This is a genomic window from uncultured Campylobacter sp. (assembly GCF_963517995.1).
GTDB lineage: Bacteria > Campylobacterota > Campylobacteria > Campylobacterales > Campylobacteraceae > Campylobacter_A.
Genome location: NZ_CAUQHQ010000048.1, coordinates 1 through 15,942 on the forward strand (window position 1 = coordinate 1; position 15,942 = coordinate 15,942).

15 protein-coding genes are annotated in these 15,942 nt (G+C 45.6%); 5 read left to right on the forward strand and 10 right to left on the reverse strand.

Going from position 1 to position 15,942, the window contains the following annotated elements:
- Nucleotides 1-296: 296 nt before the first annotated feature.
- Nucleotides 297-896 (forward strand): prepilin-type N-terminal cleavage/methylation domain-containing protein, encoded by a 600-nt coding sequence (locus RYL88_RS06420; RefSeq protein WP_314989886.1) that lies wholly within the window; start codon nt 297-299, stop codon nt 894-896.
- 266 nt (nt 897-1,162) lie between these two features.
- Here the strand turns inward: RYL88_RS06420 and RYL88_RS06425 are convergent, their stop codons facing one another.
- The 5 genes from RYL88_RS06425 to RYL88_RS06445 form a co-directional block, all read right to left on the reverse strand.
- Nucleotides 1,163-3,121, reverse strand: a complete 1,959-nt coding sequence (locus RYL88_RS06425; protein ID WP_314989888.1) for a methyl-accepting chemotaxis protein — start codon at nt 3,119-3,121, stop codon at nt 1,163-1,165.
- Between the two features lie 322 nt (nt 3,122-3,443).
- Nucleotides 3,444-6,002, reverse strand: coding sequence for a molybdopterin-dependent oxidoreductase (locus RYL88_RS06430; protein ID WP_314989890.1), 2,559 nt, complete (start codon nt 6,000-6,002; stop codon nt 3,444-3,446).
- A gap of 163 nt (nt 6,003-6,165) precedes the next feature.
- The gene (locus RYL88_RS06435; protein WP_314989892.1) at nt 6,166-6,330 is read right to left on the reverse strand and encodes a hypothetical protein; all 165 of its coding nucleotides are present in this window, start codon (nt 6,328-6,330) and stop codon (nt 6,166-6,168) included.
- A 143-nt stretch (nt 6,331-6,473) separates the two neighbouring features.
- A complete protein-coding gene (locus tag RYL88_RS06440; protein WP_314989894.1) occupies nt 6,474-7,052 on the reverse strand; it encodes a cytochrome C in 579 nt (192 codons plus the stop codon).
- Nucleotides 7,053-7,318: 266 nt separating this feature from the next.
- Nucleotides 7,319-8,245 carry a Dyp-type peroxidase gene (locus tag RYL88_RS06445; RefSeq protein WP_314989896.1) on the reverse strand — a complete coding sequence of 309 codons (927 nt, stop codon included), beginning with the start codon at nt 8,243-8,245 and terminating at the stop codon, nt 7,319-7,321.
- Nucleotides 8,246-8,408: 163 nt separating this feature from the next.
- Here RYL88_RS06445 and RYL88_RS06450 point away from each other — a divergent pair, with 163 nt between their 5' ends.
- Together RYL88_RS06450 and RYL88_RS06455 are read left to right on the forward strand one after the other, a co-directional pair.
- Complete coding sequence (locus RYL88_RS06450) at nt 8,409-9,095, forward strand: metallophosphoesterase (RefSeq protein WP_314989898.1); 687 nt, start codon at nt 8,409-8,411, stop codon at nt 9,093-9,095.
- A complete protein-coding gene (locus tag RYL88_RS06455; RefSeq protein WP_314989900.1) occupies nt 9,092-9,742 on the forward strand; it encodes a metallophosphoesterase family protein in 651 nt (216 codons plus the stop codon). The genes RYL88_RS06450 and RYL88_RS06455 overlap by 4 nt, the downstream gene beginning before the upstream one ends.
- A gap of 348 nt (nt 9,743-10,090) precedes the next feature.
- On the opposite strand, the gene RYL88_RS06460 is transcribed toward RYL88_RS06455, so the two are convergent.
- The 3 genes from RYL88_RS06460 to RYL88_RS06470 form a co-directional block, all read right to left on the reverse strand.
- Entirely contained in the window at nt 10,091-10,819 is a 729-nt protein-coding gene (locus tag RYL88_RS06460; protein ID WP_314989902.1) for a response regulator transcription factor, read from the reverse strand.
- 65 nt (nt 10,820-10,884) lie between these two features.
- Nucleotides 10,885-11,979: an ATP-binding protein gene (locus RYL88_RS06465; RefSeq protein ID WP_314989903.1), complete on the reverse strand. Its 1,095-nt coding sequence runs from the start codon at nt 11,977-11,979 to the stop codon at nt 10,885-10,887.
- A complete protein-coding gene (locus tag RYL88_RS06470) occupies nt 11,954-12,964 on the reverse strand; it encodes a bifunctional 3,4-dihydroxy-2-butanone 4-phosphate synthase/GTP cyclohydrolase II (protein WP_314989905.1) in 1,011 nt (336 codons plus the stop codon). The genes RYL88_RS06465 and RYL88_RS06470 overlap by 26 nt, the downstream gene beginning before the upstream one ends.
- A gap of 219 nt (nt 12,965-13,183) precedes the next feature.
- On the opposite strand from RYL88_RS06470, the gene RYL88_RS06475 reads away from it, so the two are divergent.
- Both RYL88_RS06475 and RYL88_RS06480 read left to right on the forward strand, forming a co-directional pair.
- Nucleotides 13,184-13,831 (forward strand): LysE family translocator, encoded by a 648-nt coding sequence (locus tag RYL88_RS06475; protein WP_314989907.1) that lies wholly within the window; start codon nt 13,184-13,186, stop codon nt 13,829-13,831.
- Nucleotides 13,832-13,833: 2 nt separating this feature from the next.
- Nucleotides 13,834-14,460, forward strand: a complete 627-nt coding sequence (locus tag RYL88_RS06480) for a DedA family protein (protein ID WP_314989909.1) — start codon at nt 13,834-13,836, stop codon at nt 14,458-14,460.
- A 211-nt stretch (nt 14,461-14,671) separates the two neighbouring features.
- Here the strand turns inward: RYL88_RS06480 and RYL88_RS06485 are convergent, their stop codons facing one another.
- Together RYL88_RS06485 and mog are read right to left on the reverse strand one after the other, a co-directional pair.
- Nucleotides 14,672-15,331, reverse strand: coding sequence for a nitrogen fixation protein NifR (locus RYL88_RS06485; protein ID WP_314989910.1), 660 nt, complete (start codon nt 15,329-15,331; stop codon nt 14,672-14,674).
- A 7-nt stretch (nt 15,332-15,338) separates the two neighbouring features.
- Nucleotides 15,339-15,878, reverse strand: coding sequence for a molybdopterin adenylyltransferase (gene mog, locus RYL88_RS06490; RefSeq protein WP_314989912.1), 540 nt, complete (start codon nt 15,876-15,878; stop codon nt 15,339-15,341).
- Between the last annotated feature and the right edge of the window lie 64 nt (nt 15,879-15,942).

The window sequence follows — 15,942 nt, forward strand, 5'->3', positions numbered from 1 at the left end:
GAGCCAAATTTATCAAATTTAACTCCCAAATACGAAAGATAAAAGAGGACGGCGGTAAAAGCGGCGAGTATAAAGATAGATTGCAAAAAGTTTTTCAATCCAAATTCCTTTAAGTTAAGATTACATTTTGTATTCTACTACTAGCGTCTTTAAACAATTCTTTTAAAATATCTTTATAATATTTTACTAAAATTTAAAAAATATACGGCAAAAATATCAAATTTGAAATTAAATTTAGCTTGATTTTATAATCAAAGTTGTAAAATCAACTTAAAAAATATTTAAAAAGAATAGATATGAGTAAAATTAGTGATTGCCTAAAGACAGAGCGTTATATAAACAAAAAATCCTATAAATTTAAAAAAGCGTTTACGATGCTAGAACTCGTCATTGTTATAGTCGCAGTAGGCATTTTAGCTTTAGCTGCTTTACCTAGACTAGATCGGGATCAGTTAGGCTCTGCCGTAGACGACATCATGGCTGCCGTTAGAAAAACTCAGCTTTTAGCGATGCAGGATAATACATTCGATCCAACTGACCCGAATTGGAATACGAGGCGTTGGAGAATTAAGGTAAGCAGTAATAGCTATGTAATAAGTAAGAGTCAAATAGGAAGAGATATAGAAGGGGTTTTAGATAAAAAATACGGCGTAACATATGCCGATATCGACTGCCCTGTCGATTATCATCCAGATCCAATACATTGGATAGGTTTTGACGAATACGGTCGTATATTAGACCCTAATAATTTAGCAAAAGGATATGGTAATGATGCAGTATACAGTGCGTTTTATCAATCTCCTTGCGTAATAGAAGTTAGAACAAAGCATCAAAAAGCAACTATAACCGTTGCCCCAATTACCGGTGCAATGACAGTAAGTTACGAAGATATCTGATTTAATAGTAGATTAAAAAATCTTGGCTCAATAAGACTAAATACTCCTTGGTTTGAGCTTAAGTTAAAGAGAGCCTTAGGCATTGCATATAAAAACTGTACAAGAAACTTAGTATTAAAAACCGTTGAGATAAGTTATTTTGGGCCCTTTTTATTATACGGATATCTTTGCGGGATAAAATTTTATTTTCTACAAAATGCGTTTTAAAAAAGATTAAAGGCGGGCTAAATTTACAACAAAGCCCGCCAGAGCCAAATTCGGCTTGATTAAAATTTATTTTTCCTTACGTCTGCGACTATCGTTTTAGCCATATCGTCGATTTGAGAGGTGATTTCGTTCGTGGTGCTTACGATACCGATATTTTGTTTGGTTATATCGTCTATCTGGCTCACGCTTTGATTTATCATATTTATGCCCTCGCTTTGCTCCCTGATACTCTCGCTCATCTCGTTGATGCTTTGGGCTAGTACGTTTGCGTTAGCTTCGATCTCGCCGAGGCTCTTTTGCGTGCGTTCGGCTAGCTTTCTAACCTCATCTGCCACGACGGCAAAGCCGCGTCCGTGTTCGCCCGCTCTGGCTGCCTCGATAGCGGCGTTTAGAGCAAGTAAATTCGTCTGATCGGCTATATCGCGGATTATGACGATGATATTTTTGATCTCCTCGCTTTGGCGGGTTACGTCCTGTGCTTTTTGGCTGATCGCGTTCATCGAGCTACTCATCTGCTCGATCGCGGCGGCGCTTTCTTGGATAGAGTCTGCTTGCTTTTGAGCTCCGTCGGTTAGGGTTCTCATAGATTCTGCTAAGATTTTAGCTTTTTCTTCTAGCATTTGAGCTTCTTTTAGATTTTCTCTTAGCATGTTACTTACGGCGTCTCCCGCGCTTTGCAAGCCCACCATCATATCGCGCAGATCGCTTTCTATATCGTCTTTTAGCTCTATGCGAGGCGTATAGTCGTTTTTGTTATACGAGCTTAGAACTGCTGCTATACCTTTTAAATTTGATGAGATGGAGCTAAAAAAGCGGTTTAGCAAGTCTTTTAGCTGCACTAGAGCCGGATTGTTCGGGTCTGATTTTATGCTAGCTCCCATGTGTCCTCTTATCATGAGATTTGCGATGCCGTTCATCTCCTCGATTAGGGCGCTATCTTTTTTGATACCGACGATAACCTTATCGATATTTTCGTTTATCGCGTAACTCATGACGCCAAATTCGTCCCTAGCTGTTACGGCTAGCTTTTGCGGAGCCGGAGCTTCGTGGGCGATAAATTTAAACGTATCTTCTAGCTTTTCTTGGATAGTTTTTATCGGACTTAATGATTTTTTGAGCAATATATAAACAAATGCGCTAAGAGCGATGATAAATATAGTCGCTAAAATAAGCTGGGTGCGCAAAAGCGGCAGGGTGTTTGACGAAAAGGTATTAGCGCCGATAGCCGCTACTGCTAGCCAGCCTTCATCGTTTATAGGGATTACTTTAGCCGTTACGTTTTGGCCGCTCGTATTTACGTAAGCGATCAAGCCGTTATTATCGAACCTTTTAGCCGCATAGCCTTCGGCTACGGTTTTGCTAGCCGTGCTAACCTTGCCTATACTAGAGAGATCGGGATGTAGCAAAATCAATCCGTCGCCTTTCATCAAAAGTACGTAACCGTAGTCGGTTTTACCCATCGCGATTATCTTTTCGCCAAGATCCTTTACGTCTACGTCTATGCCGGCTACGCCCATAAATTTACCGTTTTTATTTATCGACGTTACGAATGTTATAACCAAATCGCCCGTAGATGTCGTTCTAGGCTCTAAAAATACCGCCTTGTTTTCCTTTACGGCGGTTTGATACCAGCCCCTAGTCCTTGGGTCGTAGTTATCCGCTACGGTCGTTCTTTTGCCGTCTGATTGGAAAAAGTCGCCGTTTTCCTTGGCCAAATACACATACCTTATATGTGAGCCTGCTAGCTCTTTTTCCAATACAACCTTAGTAGCCATTTCATCATCGTCGCCGACTGATTTTTCAAGCCTTGAGCTGATTTTACCCAGTATCTCAAGATAATCGTTAAAAAACGAATTCGTCGTTATTTTAACGTCGTCTAGGATTTGATCTTGGGTTTGACCGACCAGTTCTACGACTTTATTTTCAGCCGTATAATAACTAACCGCCGAAATAGCGGCAAATGAGACAAAGAGCGCAATGATTAGCATCAACGCGATCTTGTTCGTGATTGAGCGCATTTATTCTCCTTAAATTTATTGTGAAGTTTCATTTTACAACTTTAGCTGTTAAATAAAATTAAAATTTAGCGTAAATTATCAATCGCAAAGCAAATTTTAGTCCAAATTTAAGAAGGCACAAAAAGGTAAAATTAAGGATTTATCGCGAGAGACAAAATAGCGGTAAATTTAAGCAAATTTACCGCGTACGGCTAAATTTAAAAAACGCGGCTTAGAATAATCTCGCAAAAACGGCGTAGATCAAACCATCTCGCCGAGTCAAATTTAACCCGGCGAGGTTTTATCAAATTTAAGCCGCAGATTTTAGTTTGCGGCCTCAAATTTAAGCAAATTTCGGATCGCTAAACGCCGTTAGCTCAGGCGCCTTACCCGTAAATTTCTCGATATTTACGAGCGCGGTGTGGCTGATGTTGCCGTTAGCTAGCTTGCTGGTAGGAATATCGATAGTTAGGACGTTTGGCGAGCCGTTTTTGCAAAGACCCGCGTCAAATCCGTCGTACCATACGCCCTCGGCTAGCTTAACTACGCCCTCTTTGATGTCTTGCGTCACGTATGCGCCTGCTAGCGCTTCGCCGCGCGCGTTAAACACCCTAACCAAATCGCCCGTTTTTATGCCTTTTTTCGCGGCGTCTTTAGGGTGTATCCAGATCGGCTCGCGGTTTGCGATCGCGTAGTTTTCGCGTAGAGATGTTTGGTTTAGCTGCGAGTGGAGGCGATCGGTAGGATGCGGGCTTAGCATGTGTAGCTCGGCGGGCTTATCTTTCATACCCAGCCACTCGACCGGCTCAAACCACATCGGATGCGCGCCGCAGTCGTCATAGCCCATTTTCTCGATGGTTTCGGAGTAAATTTCGATTAGGCCGCTTGGCGTTCCTAGCGGATTTAGCACCGGATCCTCTCTAAACTCGCCAAATCTCACCCACGTATCGCTCTCGGGCGTCGAAGCAAAAGTTACCGGCTTATTTTCGTTCCAAAACTCCTCAAACGGCTTCATATCCATTTCAAAATCAGGTATAGCCTTGACCTGCTCGTACGCCGCGCCGTAGTACTCTTTGATCCAGTCAAATTCGTCCTTGCCGTTGTCGGTGTAGGCTACGACTAAATTTTTAGCGTACGCCTTGCAAAGATCGACGAAAATTTGATAATCGTAGCGCGCTTCGCCGTATTTTTCCACAACTTGTTTCATCGGCACGATGTTCATATTCGAGTAGTCGCCCGTCATCGTGACGTCGTTGCGCTCGTATGCCGTAGTAGTCGGGAATACTATATCAGCCATCTTAGCCGTCGGAGTCCAATAAGCTTCGTTTACGACTACCGTTCGAGGTTTGCGCCACGCTTCTAGCAAGCGGTTCGTCTCTTGATGATGAGCCAAAGGATTGCCGCCGACCCAGTAGATAAAGTCGATATCCGGATACGTGATTTTCTTACCGTCGTGATCGATCACTTTGCCCGGATTTAGCAGGGCGTCCGCGATACGAGCGACCGGGAATGCATAGTTTGTCGCCTTTTGTAGCCAGCTTTGACCCGTACCAGCAGCGGCTGCGGCTTTAGCGACAAATCGGCCGTTTGCGTCGAATTCTCCGCTATCGGTGCCGATGAACTCGCCCTCGTCGTTAAATTTACCCACGCTTGCGCTATTTACGCCGCCGATGACCGCGCCTTTGCAAGTCGGAGCGCCGCCGTTTGAGTAGTGGTAGCTAAGACCAAAACCTCCGCCCGGAAGCCCGATCTGTCCTAGCATAGCCGCCAAAGTTACCATCGCCCAGTGCGGCTGCTCGCCGTGATGCGCGCGCTGCATACCCCAGCCGCTCATTATCATCGTGCGGTTAGCGCAGAAGGTGTCCGCAAGCTCTTTTATGAGGCTTGCTTTTAGGCCGCAAATTTTGCTCGCCCACTCCAAATTTTTAGGCGTGCCGTCGGTTTTACCGAGCAGATACGGCAGGAACTTATCAAAGCCGCTCGTATAGGTTTCGATGAAGTTTTTATCGTATTTGCCGCTCTCGTATAGGTAGTGTATCATGCCTAGCATCATCGCGGTGTCGGTGTTTGGTATCGGAGCGATCCACTCGGCCTTGTCAAAGTACTGCGCCGTTTCGGTTCTGATTGGGTCGATGATGATCACTTTGATATCTTTTTTGTTTTTAAGCTCTTCAAAGTACTTAAAGCCCTGCTCGTCGGTGCTAGTCCACGCTATGCGAAGGGTTGCCATCGGGTTTGCGCCCCAGATGACGACTACTTTTGAGTTTTCTAGTACTACAGGCCAGCTGGTTTGCTGCTCGTAGACCTCGATGCTACCCACGACGTGAGGCATGATGACCTGGCTAGCTCCCGTAGAATAATCGCCTAAAGACCCCACGAATCCGCCGCTAAGGTTCATAAATCTATGAAGTAAAATTCGCGAGTTATGCACGTTGCCGCTTGATTTCCAGCCGTAACTACCCGCAAACACGCCCTCTAGGCCCTTTTGTTTTCTCGTCTTTTTTAGCTCTCTAGCTACTAGTTTTATCGCGTCCTCGTAGCGTACGCGTACCCATCCGTCTTTACCTCGCAGTTCGGGTTTTGGCGAGTCCGGATTTTCTAGATAGCTTTTGCGCACCATCGGGTATTTTATACGTGTTTTATAGACCATATCGGCGGTGTAGCGTTGCAACGGATTATACACTTCGCTCGTTTTTTGAAACGGCTCTGATTTTACGATCTTGCCGTCTTTGACGCTAACTTTTAGCATGCCCCAGTGAGCGGCCGTTAGCACCTCGCCGTTACGTACGTTTGCCGTATTTAGCTCGGCTCCGAGTAAATTTGACGCCGTTACGCTAGAAAACAAAGGAGCCGCCGCAAGCGCCGCTCCGCCCTTTAATACATTTCGTCTTTGTAGGTTCATTTTCCTCTCCTATTTTTACTTCTCGGCCGAACGAAGTCCGACCTGCGATTTGTTTTTACCCATCGCTCGCATCGCCTACGCGATATACTCCGCTCACTCGCTCCCGCACGGATGCCGAGCAGTCGGTATCCTCTAAAGACGGTCGCTCACCCACCTAAAGTCCCTACTGCGTAGGGTACCCTATAAATTTACTTCGCAGGTTAGCGAAGCCGGTCTTTTGCACTGGCTCAAATTTGACCGCCCTCTCGTCAGGCGAATCAAATTTGACGGCTAAAGCCTCATTCGCGCAGTCTAGCCCGCAAAGCAGCTGCTTAAATTTAACACGCATCTCGTCTTACGCGCTAAATCTAACTTTTTCAGCGTTTTAAAAAACGGCCGCTTCGTCGCGACCTTATAAGTTTAGCTCCCGCAAATCTCGTCCATTTGCGAGCGAATTAAGCGTAAATCCTCGTCAAATTTACGCGCCGCCTTTTACTTTTTAGCCACGTTCACGTCGGCAGAGTGCTTTTGCAAGTACTGTATCACCAGCCACTCGTCGTCTTTGCCGATAGCCGTTCGCGCGATCATAGATTTTAGCAGGTTAGGCCACTGATTTGCCTTGTAATGCGTGGTTTGATGTAGCGAATGGCACACTCCGCAGCTCTCTTTGTAAATCTCGCCGCCCTTAGCAAAAAGCCCGCCTAGATCGCTCGTGAAGCCGTCTTTTTGCGCATAGACCACGGTCTCAACCTCGTCCCATTTGCCGTTAGCGCCCTTTTTTACGACCTTGATCTCAGGCGTCGCAGTTTTGGCAAACGCAACGGCGATAACGCGCTCGGAGTCGCTAAAGTAAACGACGTTGCTAACGGCGGGATTTTGGTAGCCTTTAACGGAGATTTTCACGCGGTCGCCCTCGTTCGCTAGTATTTTTACGGCATTAGTCGGCAAGAGCCTGCCTATGCTTTTTTGCGACGTCGCATCGGCATAGACGTCTTTTACTGACGGGCTATACACCTCGCCCGCCGCAAATAGCGAACAGGCGAGCAGGCTTGATAGTAGGATTTTTTTCATTTTGCTCCCTTAAATTTAAAATGTAAAAAGATTATATAAGAAAAGTATGATGAAAGTATGATTTTATGAAAATATAATTTTATATTTGCGCGGTTCATGCCGTAAATTTGCAAGTAAATTTTGCAAATTTAGCGGTAAAAGCTTACGAAAAAATACTAATTTCGGTTTTAAATTTTAAAAGCGAATTCGGCGGGGTTACTAAAAGCAAAATTTAAAGCGGTAGCCCGCAAAACGCCCGAAATTTAGGACGATTCGCGAGCTAAAAATTACTCCGCGCTATAGCTTGATAGCATATCAAAAGTAGGAGCGAAAAATAGCGCTCCGGTGACCGGCGTGCTAAAATCAAGCAATCTATCCGAGTTACCGCGCGGCTCGCCGATAAACATCTTATTTAGCATCGCTTCAAGCGTCGAAAACGTGCTAGCATACGCGATAAAGTACGTCCCCGTCACGCTTCCCTCGACAAAAGGCATATTTCCGCGAACGACTTTTTTATCATCTCCTACGTTTGCCGCGGCAGAGTGCGAGTTGCTAGGCTTTTCATCCTCGCTCATCTCGATGTCGTCTGCTTTCGTGCGGCCGATGACCTTTTCTTGCTCGCTCACGCTAGTTGCGTTCCATTCTCTCATTTTGTGTTTATATTTTTGCACGAATACGTAGCTTCCGCCCTTAAATTTCGCGTCCTCGTCGCCGACTTTGGCAAAAAAGTCCCTATCTTCGCCGCTTGGATTTTCCGTGCCGTCTACAAAGCCGATGATCGCCCTGCCGTCGTGGTATTTAAAGCCCTGAGTTTCGTCTGCGAGCTTAGCAAATTTAAAAAGCTCGGCCTTTACGTTTTGCGCCATATCAAAGCAATCCGCCGCATCAAGCGCCCTAATATGCACGTGGATATCGCCCGCGGTGCTTACGGCTTCGTGCTTATCGCCTTTTATCGCTTTAAAATTTACAAGCTCTTTTGGTAGCGGCTGCGGAAGTCCTAGTTTTAGCCACGCGTCGCGTCCGATGCCGATTACGCAGTTTACGTTCGCCTCCGCGCCAAACCTTACTTTTGCCGTTTTGTTTAAATTTACCACCAAAGCGCAAAGCCTCTCAAAGCCTTTTTTACAGGCGTTTTCGTCGCCGCTTAACAGCCAAGTTTGAAAGACGGTGTTATTTCCAGGCGCCTGCGTTACTTCTTGCGAATTTATTTGCATTTTTTCTCCTTAAAATTTTAGCACGATTATACCTAAATTTTAGGGCGGCGGCGGACGGGCACCGTATTTTTAAGCGCATTATTATATAAATAGAGTAAAATCAGCTCGCCTTTATTCTCGCATTAACCCAAAATTTCCGCAAATTTAATTCAAAAGAGTAAAAATGTTAAAAATTAAACGCATAAACGAAAGCGATTTCGAGCGGATTTTCGTATTCGGCGACCTGCACGGCTGCCTTGGACTATTTAACGCGATGCTTGAAAAGATAAATTTAACTAAAAACGACCTAATAGTAATCCTAGGCGATAGCTGCGACAGGGGCGAGGATAGCATCGGGCTATATCTGCGCTACGCCGAACTCATCGCGCAAGGACGGCAAATTTTACACGTTAGAGGCAATCACGAAGATATGCTTTATAAAGCTATTTTTGAGGATGACGCGCAGAGTTATTACACGTGGATAAATAACGGCGGCGAGGAAACCATAAAAAGCGCAAAGGATCGCGGATTTACGGATATTCCGCCGGCGGTTAAAGAATTTATAGAGCAGATGCCTCACATAATAAGCTCCGAGCAAAGCATATTCGTACATGCCGCGTATAATCCTAAAATTTCGGTAGAACGCCAAGACGAGGACTACGTAATGTGGCGAAGGGCGCCGTTTTGGCTAGATAACGACACGGGCAAAAAGATATACTTCGGACACACTCCAAATCGCGACAACGAAATCCACGATAAAGGAAACGGCGTGTTTGCGATGGACTGCGGCGCTGTGTTTTTCGGACGGCTGGTTATAATGGAAATAAAAAGCGGCGAAAAATTCGAGGTAGGTTTAAGGAGGCGAAAATGACTTATTTTACGTCGGATTTACATTTCGGACACGCAAATATTATGAAATTTCATCCAAATTTTAGGAAATTTCAAAACATAAACGATATGGATAATACGCTAATCCGCCTTTGGAATTCGCGCGTAAATCCCTGCGACGAGGTTTATAATCTAGGCGACGTCAGCTTTCATAAGGACTTTGAGCAGACGCTTAAAATTTTAAAACGCCTAAACGGCAAGCACGTATTGATTTTAGGCAATCACGACCAAGAAATTCGCAAGCGCGCGGACGAGCTTTTAGAGATACGCAAAAACGATAACAACGCGCTGTTTGAAGAGATTTGCGACTACAAGGAGCTGGCGCTAAAACACGGCGGCGAGAGTTTTAGGCTCGCGCTTTTTCACTATCCCGTCTGCGAGTGGAACGGCGGCCATCACGGCGCTATCCATCTCTACGGACATATCCACGCAAACGTAGCGAAGATAAAGGGCAAGGCGCTAAACGTCGGCTACGACCTGCACGGCAAAATTTTAGAATTCGACGAAATTTTGGACTTCGTAAAGGATTTGCCGCCCTACTCGCACGGAGGCAATCAATTCGGCGAAAACGAGGATGAGGGCGTAAGAGCGCAAAAGATCAAAAACTTTTTACGACTAATCAATAAGTAACGCTAGATCAAATTTCGCGTAAAATTTTAAGTAGTAAGCCAAAATCGCCGTTTTGACGGACGGATTTAAATTTTTTACCGCAAGGCAAATCGGCGCGAACAAGATAAAAATAGCCGCAAACTAGGCGCGCAGAGCGCGGTAATCGCAAAACCGGCCGATAAAAGACGGATTTTAAGCGCCTTGTATCGCTTTAAATTTGAGCCGTTTATTTAATCTTGCGTGCTCAAATTTTGCCGCCGCCTTGCTAAGGGTCGGCGATCCTAAAAATGCGCCCAATTTTATTTTTAAAGCCGTAAAACGCAAAAAGCTTAATCTTTAAAATTAAATTTAGTTTTAAGCTTTTGAGCTTCAAACGTAGCAGATTTTACTCACCGTTCGCCCGCCTTGCCCGTCCAAAATCAGCGCATATCCGCTGCCCTGCGCGTTTTGGATGAGTTCGGGGTAGAGTTTTTTGCGTAGTTTATAGACGAAGCTTCGTATCGCGTCGGCGGTGCAGCTGCCCTCCTGCCAGACGCACGCCTCGATCATCTCAAAGCTCACGACGCGTCCCTGATTTTTTAGAAAAAGATGGAGTAAATTTTGCTCTTTTTTCGTTAACGCCACGGGCCGGCCGCCCTTTGTTAGCTGTCTGCTAAAGGCGTTAAATTTAAAGCCGTTTTTTAAATCGACCTGGGCAAAATCGTTTTTAAATTTATTCGCCGCAAAGCTCATTTGCATGATTAGATCGCGCTTTTCAAACGGCTTTTTTAGCACGCCAAAGCTACCTAGCTCTATCGCGCTAAGCATGTTTTCGTCGTTACCGTATGCAGTAAGAAATATAATAGGCACGTCTTTATCCAGCCCCCTTATACGAGCCGCCATCTCAAGCCCGTTCATATGCGGCATATTGATATCAGAAAGCACCAAATTTACGCCCTTTGCTTCAAAAACTTCTAGCGCTTCTTTAGCGTTTGCGCAGGCGTAAACCTCGCTCACGTAGTTTTCGACCGATATTTTGATGCTTTCGCGCAGGCTCTCGTCGTCCTCGACGATGAGCAAATTTACGCCGTTTAAGATATTTTTTATTTTGCTATACACGCTAGCCTCGTTTCTTGTTTGTCTTTCTTAAGTTTGCAAACTAATTTTCAAATTTACAGCCACGTCTAAATTTCGCCTAAAAATAGCGTAAATTTAGTCGGATTCGCCGCACTTTCAAGCTCCAGAGCGCCGCCTAGCTTTTTTACGGCGAGCTCCCTAGCTACGTTTAGCCCCGTGCCCGTGCCTATATTTTTCGTCGTAAAAAACGGCTCGAAAATTTTATCGCTATCTGCTTTTACGCCGCCGCCGTTATCGCTCACGCTCACGCAAAATAGCCCGCCAGCCCTCTTTAGCTCGATTAAAATTTGCGGCGTCTCACGTCCGCTTTCAACCAGCGCGTCCTTGGCGTTTGAAAGCAAAGAGGGCAAGATTTGCCTCACGTAGCTAGCAATGCTTTTTAGCTCGTATTTGCCGCTACTGCTAGCAAATTTTAGCTCGATGCCGTGAGAGTTTAACTCTGGCCGCACTATCAAAATAAGCTCGTTTATGATATTAACGAGATCAAATTTCGCCGCACCCTCGCCGCTGGCGTAAAAATTTCTAAACGCCTTTATAGTTTCGTCCATGAGCCTTAGGCTCTTTTTGCAGGCTGCGATTTGAGCCGGTATACGCTCAAATTCGCCCTCGCGCGCGCACTCCTCGATATTATCCAGATACAGTCCCAGCGCGCTTAGAGGCTGGCGCTGCTGATGCGAGATGGAGTTTATCATCTCGCCTACCAGCGCGGTTTTGGCGTGAGCTAGCACCGAGCGCCTATGCTCAAGCTCCTTTTTTTCTAGCTCCTTTTCGTGCGTGACGTCGGTAACCGCGAGGATAAATCCGTCAAATTTCACCCCGCCCTCAAGCACGTTTGAAACGTTTAGCCTGTAGCTTTTTTGGTCCTTTTTTACTATAAAATCGCTCGAGTTTATCGGGCTATTTTTGAGATTTTCAAAGCTTTTTAGCTCGTCCAGCCCCTGCGCCGCAGCGATCATCTCGTCAAATTTCGCTCCGTAAAAAACCTTGGGCGCTAGAGCGAAAATCCGCTCGAATTTTTTATTTATAAATTTTATGACGCCATTTTTGTCCGCGTACAAAAGCCCCAAATTTAGCGTCTTGGCAAAGGCCCGCGCAACCTCGCTAGGCCCGTTTGCGTTACTCTTTATAGCCCGCGATGTCAAGCCCAAAGCCCTTTAACGCGACGAAATCTTTGTTTTTATTTGCGCTTAAAAGCTCGATGCGGCTGACGCCTAGCTTGTGTAAAATTTGCGCGCCGATGCCGTAGTCCTTGACCTGTCCGCCGCACTTTTCCTCGCCTTGTAAAAACACCGCGACGCCGCCGTTTTTGGATAGATACCCAAGCGACTCCAGCAGCTCGGCGAATTTATCGGAGCCAAGCAGCTCGACGTCGCTTGAAATTTGATGAAATTTGACCGCGGTTTTATCCTTTATCTCGCCGAAAACAAAGGCGTAGTGGCGCTCGCCTTTGTGATCTAGGATATCGCATTTTAGGGCGTCAAAGCCAGCTATCTTAGCCGCGCTTTTTTCTTTTATCTCGATTAGGCTTTCGTGTTTTAGGCGGTACTGCACGAGCTCGGAGACCGAGACCATATTTAGCCCGAATTTCTCACAAAACTCCTCTAGATCGGGTCTGCGAGCCATATTTCCGTCCTCTTTTACGATCTCGCAGATGACGGCTGCTTGCGTTAGGCCGGCAAGCTTGCATAGATCCACCGAGCCTTCGGTGTGTCCCGTGCGGCTTAGCACGCCGCCTTTTTTAGCGATGAGCGGGAAGATATGCCCAGGGCGCACGAAATCCTCCGGCTTTGACATCGGATCGGCGGCTAGGCGGATCGTGACGTCGCGCTCGTAGGCGCTCACGCCCGTCGTCGTGTTTCTAGCGTCTATGGTGACGGTAAACGCCGTCTCGTGGCAGGACGTGTTTTTATCCACCATCAAATTTAGATCGAGGCGACGCGCGATCTCCTCGTTTAGCGCGAGGCACAGCACGCCTTTTGCGTGAGTTATGGCGAAATTTACCTTTTGCGTGTCGCTAAAGGTCGCCGCAAATACCAGATCGCCCTCGTTTTCGCGGTCTTCATCATCGACCATGACGACCATTTTGCCGTTTTTTATATCGTTTATGGCCTGCTCTACTCTATCCATCGTTATTCCTTGTTTAAAAATTTGGGACAATTATACATTCTTAGTTTTAAAGAAGCGGTAAAAGCGAGGATAAATTTAAATCCGCTCCAAACGATCCGCGCGGCGCTATTAAACAAATTTAGCTTACGTAAAGCGGCTAATTTCGTGGATTTACCCAAGGCGATTTTAGGCTATTTTTTGCGTCTTTTGGCTAAAATCTCGCTTTTTAAAGGAAATTTATTGAGCTTAGTTTCTCTAGCCGCGATCATGCTGACGCATTTTATCGCTATTATCGTGCCGGGGCCAGACGTATTTTTGATACTTCGCGTATCGCTAGCACACGGCTTTAGATATAGCTTTTATGCTTGTTTGGGAGTCTGCGCCGGCATAGTTTTATGGGTTTTTTTGACGGCATTTGGACTAAAGGCTCTTTTTGAGGCCGCGCCGCTTATCAGATACGCCTTAGCGCTGTTTAGCGTCTGTTATCTGCTTTTTTTGAGCTTTTTACTATTTCGCTCCGCCCGTAGCAAAAAAGCAAACAAAGAGCAAATGCAAAAAGAAAAAAATGTAAGCGCAAAGCATTTTTTTATACTCGGGATGCTTACAAATATCTCAAATCCTAAGGCTATTTTGTATTTTGCTAGCATTTTTTCTAAATTTATCGACGAATCCGCGCCGATAAAAGATATTTTTTTATTGATCGGCGCGATATCCGTCCAAAGCGTATTCGTTTTCGTGCTTTTGGGTCGGCTTTTTGCCGTAAAAAAGGCGCGCGAAGCGTTTTTGAGTCGCCAAAAGACGCTTGATGGCGTTTGCGCGACGATTTTTGCGCTTTTTGCGCTTGCTATAGCGTATGATTTCGTTTCTCAAATCCTAAATAAAGGCTAAATTTGCTTCATTCTATCATAGATACTATCGTCTCTTACGTGAGTCAGTGGGGGTATACGGGCATCTTTTTGATGATGTTTTTAGAGAGTTCGTTTTTCCCGTTTCCAAGCGAAGTGGCGATGATACCGGCGGGCTATCTCGCGCACGAAGGAAAGATGAATCTATTTACAGCTTGGGCCGTCGGAACGGCAGGCAGTCTAGCCGGAGCGGCGTTTAACTACTATCTGTGTTACTTTTTCGGGCGGGAGCTCGCGCTAAAATACGGTAAATACGTCGGTATCACGGAGGAGAAAATGCGCAAATTTGAGGCATTTTTTAACAAGCACGGCGAGATTTCAACCTTTAACTGCCGCCTGATCCCCGGCATCCGCCAGTACATCAGCCTGCCGGCGGGCCTTGCGCGTATGAATATCTTTAAATTTTGCCTCTATACGGCTTTGGGTGCGGGCATCTGGGTCGCCGTACTGCTTGCGGTAGGCTGGTATCTAGGTAAAAACTACGACAAAGATACCTTTAGCCACATCGTGATCGCCCTGCTCGTAGCAGTCGGCCTACTTACCGCGATTTATATCTTTTACGTAAAACGCCAAAGCAAAAAATCAAAAAACGGCGCAAAAGAGCCAGAATAAACCACCTCTAAACTAGCCGCTAAAGGAAATTTAAAATTCGGCTACTTAGCTGGTTTATTTTGCTAAATTTTACCGTGCAAAAAATATAGAAAGTTTTTGCCTTAACTTTTAGGCGAAAATAAATTTCCGCCGGCAATCAAAAGCCGCAAAACGGCTTTGAGTCTGCTTAAATTTACGAAAATTTCGGCTTTTAATCAAAATCCGTATAAATTTAGATTTTACGCCTTAAGGCGATAAATTTAAGCACCTTTAAACCCTCGCGAGCAAGGTTAAAAAATGAAAATTCGGCTCTTTTTTCGCCTTTGCTTTTCAAATAATACCCGCGCAAATCAAGCGCCAAAAGCGCGATAAGAGACGGAAACATATAGATATTTATGGCGATAAGTACGATGCGAAGCGTAACGGTGTCTTGTAAAATAGCTTGTAAATTTAGGCTATTTTCAATACTGACGTAATAAACGCCGATCAATGCAAAAAGCGCGGCGATACGTAAAATTTTAGATACGATTTCGTTACCTAGTTTTGAAATATTTTCACTCACGGCTAGCGACAAAAATAACCAGCAAAATATCCAAATAAGCGCAAAAACGGCGTCTAAAAGCAAATTTTCGTCATAACGCTCGCGTACGACGATAGCAAAAACGGGCGAGAAAATCAGACTTAAGACGAACCAAAAAAGCGAACGAAATGCAAGCAAGACGAAACATGCGTAGATACAAGCGCTAGCGGCAAGCAAAAGCCACTCGACCCTAAAAACGAGCGCGAGCCCGTAAACACCGACGCAAAGCGTAAAAAGGCCGCAAAAGAGCGAATAATAGCCCTCAAGCAGCCTCGTAGCCTTTAAATTTATATTTTCAAAAAAGTTTAGCACGCGTGGATCACGAAATTTTCTTTTGTTTCGGGCGAAAGACCTTCATCACGCCCTCATCAGTCTCTATAAATGCGCCGCCGATGAGATCAATGCAGTACGGAATCGCTGGAAATACGGGCTCTAGGCACTCTCTGATCGCCTTTGGCTGGCCGGGTAAATTTACGATGAGCGCGTGCCCTCTGATGCCAGCCGTTTGGCGCGATAGGATCGCTGTGGGGACGTATTTTAGGCTAGCAGCGCGCATTAGCTCGCCAAAGCCTGGCATCATCTTTTCGCACACGGCTTCGGTTGCCTCGGGCGTCACGTCGCGAGGAGCCGGTCCCGTGCCGCCCGTCGTTAGCACTAGATCGCAGCCTAGCACGTCTATCATGTGTTTTAGGCGCTCTTTTATGAGCTCGATCTCATCGGGAATCACCTCGTAAAAATACTCGCGCTCGCTTGTTATCCAGCCGTCTAAAACCTCTTTTATCGCCGCGCCCGATAGATCGTCGTATTTGCCCTCGCTAGCGCGGTCGCTCAGCGTCAAAATTCCGATTTTTGCTTTCATTTTTTCTCCTTAAATTTAATTGTAATACTCTTTGATAATTTTACCTAGCGCGTCTTTATCGATA